The 8,211-nt window shown below is 72.0% G+C and carries 8 protein-coding genes; 4 read left to right on the top strand and 4 right to left on the bottom strand.

Annotated elements, in window-relative coordinates:
- Positions 1-122 precede the first annotated feature (122 nt).
- From AC1DY2_RS10960 to AC1DY2_RS10950, 3 genes are all read right to left on the bottom strand, one after another.
- On the bottom strand, positions 123-1,448 hold the full coding sequence (locus tag AC1DY2_RS10960) for a M50 family metallopeptidase (protein ID WP_476762458.1): 1,326 nt from the start codon (positions 1,446-1,448) through the stop codon (positions 123-125).
- Positions 1,449-1,530: 82 nt separating this feature from the next.
- Complete coding sequence (gene dxr, locus AC1DY2_RS10955) at positions 1,531-2,622, bottom strand: 1-deoxy-D-xylulose-5-phosphate reductoisomerase (RefSeq protein WP_476762457.1); 1,092 nt, start codon at positions 2,620-2,622, stop codon at positions 1,531-1,533.
- A 77-nt stretch (positions 2,623-2,699) separates the two neighbouring features.
- A complete protein-coding gene (locus AC1DY2_RS10950; protein ID WP_309972934.1) occupies positions 2,700-3,338 on the bottom strand; it encodes a 4'-phosphopantetheinyl transferase family protein in 639 nt (212 codons plus the stop codon).
- A gap of 104 nt (positions 3,339-3,442) precedes the next feature.
- Between AC1DY2_RS10950 and AC1DY2_RS10945 the strand changes: the two genes are divergently transcribed.
- Together AC1DY2_RS10945 and AC1DY2_RS10940 are read left to right on the top strand one after the other, a co-directional pair.
- Complete coding sequence (locus AC1DY2_RS10945; protein WP_476762456.1) at positions 3,443-4,204, top strand: lysophospholipid acyltransferase family protein; 762 nt, start codon at positions 3,443-3,445, stop codon at positions 4,202-4,204.
- A 46-nt stretch (positions 4,205-4,250) separates the two neighbouring features.
- Positions 4,251-5,162 (top strand): hypothetical protein, encoded by a 912-nt coding sequence (locus AC1DY2_RS10940; RefSeq protein WP_476762455.1) that lies wholly within the window; start codon positions 4,251-4,253, stop codon positions 5,160-5,162.
- A 2-nt stretch (positions 5,163-5,164) separates the two neighbouring features.
- Here the strand turns inward: AC1DY2_RS10940 and AC1DY2_RS10935 are convergent, their stop codons facing one another.
- Positions 5,165-5,641 carry an OsmC family protein gene (locus AC1DY2_RS10935; protein WP_476762454.1) on the bottom strand — a complete coding sequence of 159 codons (477 nt, stop codon included), beginning with the start codon at positions 5,639-5,641 and terminating at the stop codon, positions 5,165-5,167.
- Between the two features lie 137 nt (positions 5,642-5,778).
- On the opposite strand from AC1DY2_RS10935, the gene gabT reads away from it, so the two are divergent.
- Positions 5,779-7,155, top strand: a complete 1,377-nt coding sequence (gene gabT / locus AC1DY2_RS10930; RefSeq protein ID WP_476762453.1) for a 4-aminobutyrate--2-oxoglutarate transaminase — start codon at positions 5,779-5,781, stop codon at positions 7,153-7,155.
- 4 nt (positions 7,156-7,159) lie between these two features.
- Positions 7,160-8,149, top strand: coding sequence for an asparaginase (locus tag AC1DY2_RS10925; RefSeq protein WP_476762452.1), 990 nt, complete (start codon positions 7,160-7,162; stop codon positions 8,147-8,149).
- Positions 8,150-8,211 lie beyond the last annotated feature (62 nt).

Genomic DNA, 8,211 nt, shown 5'->3' with positions numbered 1-8,211 from the left:
GGGGCCGACCGTCCGACTGGGTGGCGGGCATGCCCCGATCGTATCTCCGGGGCCGCCGCTGCGGATCGGCCGGTCGGAGGCTCATCGCCTACTCCACGAGGAGTACCGCAGGTGCCGCACGGTCAGAGCAGTTGCACCGGCTTGACGATGTCCGCATAGATGAGCAGCGCGCTCATCGCACCGAAGACCACCACGACGCCGAGCGTGAGCGGCATGAGCTTCGCGAGGTCGACGGGCCCGGGGTCGGGGCGCCGGAACAGCTTCGCGAACCCGCGACGGATGGCCTCCCAGAGCGCCCCCGCGATGTGGCCGCCGTCGAGCGGCAGCAGCGGGATCATGTTGAAGACGAACAGCGCGATGTTCAGCGACGCGAGGATGCCGACGAGCCCGGCCGCCTTCGACGCGAGCGGGATCTCGTCGAGGCTCGCGATCTCGCCCGCGACGCGCCCGACGCCGACGACCGAGATCGGTCCGTTCGGGTCGCGCTCCCCCGGACCGAACGCCGCGTTGGCGACGTCGATGATGCGCTGCGGCAGGTTCACGATGATGCCGGCGACGCCGGCGACGTTCTCGCCGACGGCGGGCAGCACGGCCGTGGCGGGCTGCTGCACGGTCTCGGTCGCGGGGCTGATGCCCACGAAGCCYGCCTGCACCGTGACCGGCTCGCCCGCGGCATCCGTCACCACCACCCCGTCGGCGTCGGTCTGGTACCGCTCGCTCAGCATCGGGGTGACCGCGAGGGTGACCTCCTCGCCGTCGCGGACGACGACGATGTCGATCTGCTCGTTCGGGTGGTCGCGGATGATCGCGGTCGACTCGTTCCACGTGTCGATCGGCTGGCCCGCGACCGAGACGATGCGGTCGCCCGGCGCGATGCCCGCAGCCGCACCGGGCGCCGCCGGATCGCCGGACTCGCAGGTCTGCCGTTCGCTCGTCGCGGGCAGCGCGCACGCCGAGACCGAGCCGACGGTGGTCGAGGCCTGCGCGACGCCGAAGCCCATGAGCAGCACTCCGAAGAGCAGCACCGCGAGCACCAGGTTCATGAACGGCCCGCCGAACATGATGATGATGCGCTTCCAGACGGGCAGCCGGTAGAAGGCGCGATCCTCATCGCCGGCCGTGATCGACTCCATGCTCGAGTCGCGGGCGTCCTGCACGAGGCCGCGGAAGAAGCCCGTCGAGTCCTCCTGCACCCGTTCGCCCTTGCCCGGCGGGAACATGCCGATCATCGCGATGTAGCCGCCGAGCGGGATGGCCTTGACGCCGTACTCGGTCTCACCACGACGCCGCGACCAGATCGTCGGCCCGAACCCGATCATGTACTGGGTCACCTTGACGCCGAAGAGCTTGGCAGGCACGAGGTGCCCGATCTCGTGCAGCCCGATCGACAGGGCGAGGCCGACGACGATGATGACGACGCCCAGGATGAAGGGAAGCACGGAATCCACGCCCCGAGCGTACTGCCGCCGGCTTGGTGCCCGCTGTCGTTCGGCTGTGAGAAGCGGATGCCGCGAGCCCGCGGCATCCGCCTCAGCGGGCCACTCGGGCGATGTGCGCCTGCGCCGCGCGGCGCGCCGCGCGTTCGGCCTCGGCGAGGGACTCGACCGTGAGCCGGTCGGAGGACGCCTCGTGCGCGTCGACCACGTCGCGGACCGTGTCGACGATGTCGAGGAAGCCGATGCGGCCGGCGTGGAAGGCGGCGACCGCCTCCTCGTTCGCGGCGTTGAAGACGGCCGGGTACTCGCCCCCCGCGCGGCCCACCTGCTTGGCGAGGGCGACGGCGGGGAACGCCGTGGCGTCGAGCGGCTCGAACGTCCAGCTCGTCGCGGTCGTCCAGTCGAGCGGGCGACCGACGCCGCCGACGCGATCGGGCCAGTCGAGGCCGAGTGAGATCGGCAGGCGCATGTCGGGCGGCGAGGCCTGCGCGATCGTCGAGCCGTCGATGAACTCGACCATGGAGTGCACGATCGACTGGGGGTGCACGACCACGTCGATGCGGTCGTACTCGACGTCGAAGAGCAGGTGCGCCTCGATGACCTCGAGGCCCTTGTTCACGAGGGTCGCYGAGTTGGTGGTCACGACGAGCCCCATGTCCCACGTGGGGTGGGCGAGCGCCTGGGCCGGCGTGACGTCGGCCAGCTCGGCGCGAGTCCGTCCGCGGAAGGGACCGCCCGACGCCGTCAGCACCAGCCGGCGCACCTCGTCGTCGGTGCCCGATCGCAGCGCCTGGGCGATGGCGGAGTGCTCGGAGTCGACGGGCACGATCTGGCCCGGCGCGGCGATGCGCGTAACGAGGTCGCCGCCGACGATCAGGGACTCCTTGTTCGCGAGCGCCAGTGTCGTGCCGCGCTCGAGCACGGCGAGGGTCGGCGCCAGGCCGACCGATCCGGTGATGCCGTTCAGCACGACGTCGGCGTCCACGTCGCGCACGAGCTGCACGGCCTCGTCGATCCCGACCGCCGTGTGCTCGACGCCGAAGTCCGCCGCCTGCTGCTCGAGCAGCGCCCGGTTCGACCCGACCGCGAGGCCCACGACCTCGAACCGTCGCGGGTTCGCCCGGATGACGTCGAGCGCCTGGGTGCCGATCGAACCGGATGAGCCGAGGATGATGACGCTGCGCACGTTCCCACTGTAGGGCGACGACCGGGATAGGGGCCGGTCGGACCGTCGATCGTACTGCTCAGGCGATGACGGGCCGCTCAGGCGATGACGGCCACCGACGCGGCGCGGTTGCCGGGCACCGGCACGTCGTGGAAGCGCACCTTGCGCCACCCCGAGCCGAACTCGGGGACGCTCCGCACGATGCTGCCGGTGCCGCCGTCGTCGCCGGGGATCGACAGGGCGAGCCTGGACGGCTCGATGAAGTCGGTGTGGCCGACCGCGCGGAGCAACGCGGTCTTGCGCGCCCAGAGCGTCGCACGCACGAGCGCCCGACGAGCGGGATCGAGCTCGTCGAGCGCGGCGCGCTCAGTCGAGTGGAACGCCGCCTCGTCGATCACCGAGCCCGCGTCGAGCGTGGCCACCTCCATGCCCACGCCGAGCGGATGCCGCGTGGCCGCTGCCGCGACGATCGCATCACCCGACACCGCCACGTCGGCGTACCACGACGCGCCCGACGGAGTGAGCGGATAGGGCACGCTGACGCGACCGTGCCTCGCTCCGCAGACGCCGCAGGCGTGCTCGAGTTCGACGTCGTCGGCCGGCACGCCCGACGCGTCGGCGATGAGCCCGCGCAGGACGGCGTCGGCAGCGGGCAGCCGACGACCGCCGCCGAGGACGAACACGCGCGCGCCGGCGGCCTCGAGCTCGATGAGCTCGCCGTCCGCGGGAAGGTCCATGCCCTTATCCTCGCGCATCCGGGCTCCGTCGTGAGGTCCTGGGGCGCCGAATCGGGCGCGCCCATATACCGGCCCCGGCATGCCCGACGGCCTAAGGTCGTACGGTGAGCGAGATCGAGGCCGACGCCGTACCCGCAGCGACCGTGCGCCAGGGCCCGCTCTACCCGATCGTCCGCGGCTTCCTCCGTCCGCTCGTGCGCCTCGTGTACCGCCCCACGATCACCGGGACCGAACACGTGCCCAAGCGCGGCGCGGTCATCTTCGCGAGCAATCACCTCTCCTTCGTCGACAGCATCGTGATCCCCCTGGCGTCGCCCCGCCCGGTGCAGTTCCTCGCGAAGTCCCACTACTTCACCGGCACCGGCTTCTCGGGATGGGTGTCGCGCACGTTCTTCTCCGCGATCGGCGCCGTGGCCGTCGAACGCGGCGCCGGCGCGCAGGCGCAGGAGGCCCTCGACCAGAGCCGCCGCATCCTCGAGTCGGGCGCCGCGTTCGCGCTCTACCCCGAGGGGACCCGCTCGCTCGACGGCCGGCTCTACCGCGGCCGCACCGGCGTCGCGTGGCTCGCCCTCGAGACGGGAGCCACCGTCGTCCCGGTCGGCCTCATCGGCACCCAGGAGATCCAGCCCGTCGGCGCGAAGCTCCCCCGCATCCGGCCCGTGACGGTGCGCTTCGGCGCACCGCTCGACCTCAGCGGCCACGGGCCCGCGTCCTCAGGGCGCGCCCGCCGGGCCGCGACCGACGAGATCATGGCGGCCATCCACGAGCTCAGCGGGCAGGAGCTCGCCGGTCGCTACAACGAGACGCCGCCGTCGGGTACGTTCGCCAAGATCGCCGACCGCGTCGTGCCGCGAGAGCGCATCTGAAGCGGCTCCCAGCCGACGCCTCGATCCGCCCGGTATCGTCGACACGATGAGCATCGCCGAGGTCGCCGCCCGCTGTGCCGCGGCGGCTCTCGTCGTGGCCGCGTTCGCAGCGTGCACGTCCGCTGCCGGGGAGGCACCGCCATCCGAGCCGGCCTCGACGCGTTCGACCCTGCCCGAGCCGCCCGCGACCGAGTTCGACCCGGGCCTCATCGTCAGCGACGAGTCGTTCTACGACAGCACCGCGATGGACGAGCAGCAGATCCAGGACTTCCTCGAGTCCGTGCCGTGCCGGCCCGACGAGGGCGTTCGCTGCCTCGCGGACTTCACCCAGACGACGACGACGCAGCCCGCCGTGGGCGGCCTGCACTGCGCGGAGTACCGCGGCGGCATCCGTGAACGCGCCAGCCGCATCGTCGCGAAGGTCGCCGAGGCCTGCGGCATCAGCCCCCGCACCCTGCTGGTGCTCCTGCAGAAGGAGCAGTCCCTGCTGACGCGGCCGAGCGTGAGCGGCTACGAGCGGGCGACGGGCTACGGATGCCCCGACACGGCCGACTGCGACACGAAGTACTTCGGTTTCTTCAACCAGGTCTACAACGCGGCCTGGCAGTTCCGGCAGTACACGGAGGAACCCGACCGGCAGTACCGCATCGGCACCGTCGACGTGGGCTTCCACCCGAACGCGGAGTGCGGCGCCGCACCCGTCGAGATCCGCAACCAGGCCACCGCGAACCTCTACAACTACACGCCGTACCAGCCGAGCGACGCGACGCTCGCCGACCCCGACACGGGCGACGGGTGCTCGGCGTTCGGCAACCTGAACTTCTGGCGCATCTGGCACCGCTGGTTCGGCGATCCAGAGGCCGAGCGGCTGCCGCCGTTCTTCCCCCCGTGCTCGCGCCTCGTCGGCGGCCACCCCTGCCCGGCCGTCGAACCGGTGGTGCCTGCCGCGGCGGGCTGACCTCAGTCCGCGACGACCGCCGTCGACCGGTGATGCACCGGGAAGGCGACGGATGCCGCGATGAAGCACAGGTCGGCCGCCTCGGCGTGGATCTCGTCGGCGAGGGCCAGCATCGAGGCATCCGCCACCACGACCCGCGGATGCAGCGTGGCCTCGCTGAACGCGCCGCCACCACGGCCGTCCTCGATCATGGTTCCCGTCGCGGCATCCGTGTACTCGCGCACCACCACGCCGTGACGCGTCGCGACGTGCAGGTACGAGAGCATGTGGCACTGGCTGAGGGCGGCGAGCAGGAGCTCCTCGGGGTTCCACCGCTCGCGATCGCCGTGGAAGACCCGATCGCTCGACCCCGCGAGGTCGTGCAGCTTGCCGGTCGCGCGCACGACGTGCTGGCGTCCGTAGGCGCGGTACCCGGAGGTGCCCTCGCCCCGATCCCCCTGCCACTCCACCTCCACCGCGTAGTGGTGTTCGCCGAGCATGCCGTTCCTCCTGTCGCGCGCGCATTCCGCGGCATCCGGGCCGGGCGCGCGTCCTTCGATTCTGGCACCATCCGACGGGTCGGAGGCCGTCCGACGGCTGCGGCCCGAGGCGGCCGCGACGATAGGGTTGGAGCATCATGACTGACACCCAGATCCCCGCTGAGACCGCGTCCGCCCCGGTGTACTCCGTGGTGCAGGAGCGCCGCGTCGTGACCGCCATCCCGGGCCCGAGATCGCAGGAGCTGCACGCCCGACGCGCGAAGGTCGTGTCGGCCGGCGTGTCGTCCGCGCTGCCCGTGTACATCGACCGCGCGAACGGCGGGATCCTCGTCGACGTCGACGGCAACCAGTTCGTCGACTTCGGCGCCGGCATCGGCGTGACCACCGTCGGCCACACCGAGCAGCGCGTGGTGCAGGCCGCAGCCGACCAGCTGCAGGACGTGGTGCACACGCTCTTCACGATCACCCCCTACGAGGAGTACGTGCGCGTGGCCGAGCTCCTCGCCGAGCACACCCCCGGCAACTGGGAGAAGAAGTCGGTGCTCGTGAACTCGGGCGCCGAGGCCGTCGAGAACGGCGTGAAGATCGCCCGCAAGTTCACCGGCCGCCGCGCCGTGGCGGTGCTCGACCACGCCTACCACGGCCGCACCAACCTCACCATGGCCATGAACTACAAGGCGCACCCCTACGCGACGGGGTACGGCCCGCTCGCCGGCGACGTGTACCACGCGCCCAGCTCCTACCCCTACCGCGACGGCCTGTCGGGTGCGGATGCCGCGGCTCGCACCATCACCTACCTCGAGAAGGTCGTCGGCGCCACCGACCTCGCCTGCCTCGTCGTGGAGCCCATCCAGGGCGAGGGCGGCTTCATGGTCCCGGCCGAGGGCTTCCTGCCCAGGCTGCAGGCCTGGTGCACCGAGCACGGCGTCGTCATGATCGCCGACGAGATCCAGAGCGGCATGGCCCGCACCGGCCGGTACTACGCCAGCGAGCACTTCGGGTGGGAGCCCGACCTGGTGCTCTCCGCGAAGGGCATCGCGGGCGGCCTGCCGCTCGCCGCCGTCACCGGCCGCGCCGAGATCATGGACGCGTCCCAGCCGGGCGGCCTCGGCGGCACCTTCGGCGGCAACCCGGTCGCCTGCGCCGCCGCCATCGCCGTGTTCGAGTCCATCGAGGCCAACCACCTGCTCGCCGAGGCCGAGCGCATCGGCGCGCGCCTGAAGGCCGGACTCGAGCGGCTCGCGCAGCGCTACGACGTGATCGGCGAGATCCGCGGCCTGGGCGCGATGATCGCCATCGAGCTCGTGCAACCGGGCACCGGGCAGACGACCAAGCTGCCGAATCCCGAGGCGGTCTCCGCGCTCATCGCGTATGCGGCGCAGCACGGCGTGCTGTTCCTCAGCGCGGGCACCTTCGGCAACGTGCTCCGGTTCCTGCCGAGCCTCGCCGTGAGCGATGACCTGATCGACGACGGGCTCCGCGTGCTCGACGACGCATTCGCGGCGCTCGGATGACCCGGTGACCGGTACCTTCTCCGTCAGCGACGCCGTCGAACTCGCCGTGATCGAGCGCAGTGGTTTCATCGAGTCCAGGCACGCCGGCTCCGCCGTCGTGCTCTCCCCCGAGGGCGAGGTCCTCCGCTCCCTCGGAGACACCCGCACCCCCGTCTTCCCCAGGTCGTGCCTGAAGCCGTTCCAGGCGGTCGCCGTCATGACGTCGGGGGTGTCCCTCCGCGGCGAGGACGCGGCGATCGCGACGGCGAGCCACTCCGGCACCGCCGCACATGTCGCCCTCGTGCGCGGCCTCCTCGGTCGCGCCTCGCTGCCCACCTCCGCGCTGGGCTGCCCGCCCGCGGCGCCGAGCGACCAGGTCGCACGCGACGAGCTCATCCGAAGCGGCGCGCCGCGCGATCGCGTCTACATGAACTGCTCCGGCAAGCATGCCGCGATGCTGCTCGCCTGCGTGGCGAACGAGTGGCCGCTCGACGGCTACCTCGACCCCGAGCATCCGCTGCAGAAGCGCATCCTCGACGTGCTCGAGCGGTTCACCGGTGAGCGACCCGCGGCGACCGCGGTCGACGGCTGCGGCGCGCCCGTGCACGCCATCACCCTGGTCGCGCTGGCGCGTGGCATCCAGAAGATCACGACGGCCGCCACCTCGTCGCCGTTCGCCCTCTACCGGGAGGCGGCCGCGCTGACCGAGGCCGCGCGCGACCACCCGTGGGCGGTCGGCGGGCCCGGCCAGCCCGACACGGTGGCGATGGAACGTCTCGGGGTGTTCGCCAAGGTGGGCGCCGAGGGTGTCATGGTCATGACCGCGCCGAACGGCACGACCACGGCCCTGAAGGTGCTCGACGGCTCGTCGCGGGCCTCGACGATCATCGCCCTGCGGCTGCTCGCGGCCGCCGGTGCCGTCGACGACGCCGCGGTCGACGACGTGCAGACCGAGCTCGACCTGTGGGTCATGGGCGGCGAGCGCCGGGTCGGGCAGATCCGCGCCACGATCTGATCGTCGCTTCGACGGATGCCGCGCCCGGCGGCCGGGCGCGGCATCCGTCATCTGGGCGGACC

This window comes from Agromyces sp. P1_H4 (assembly GCF_056405255.1).
Note: the sequence above shows the minus strand (reverse complement) of the source record. Positions and strands in the feature narration are given on the sequence as shown.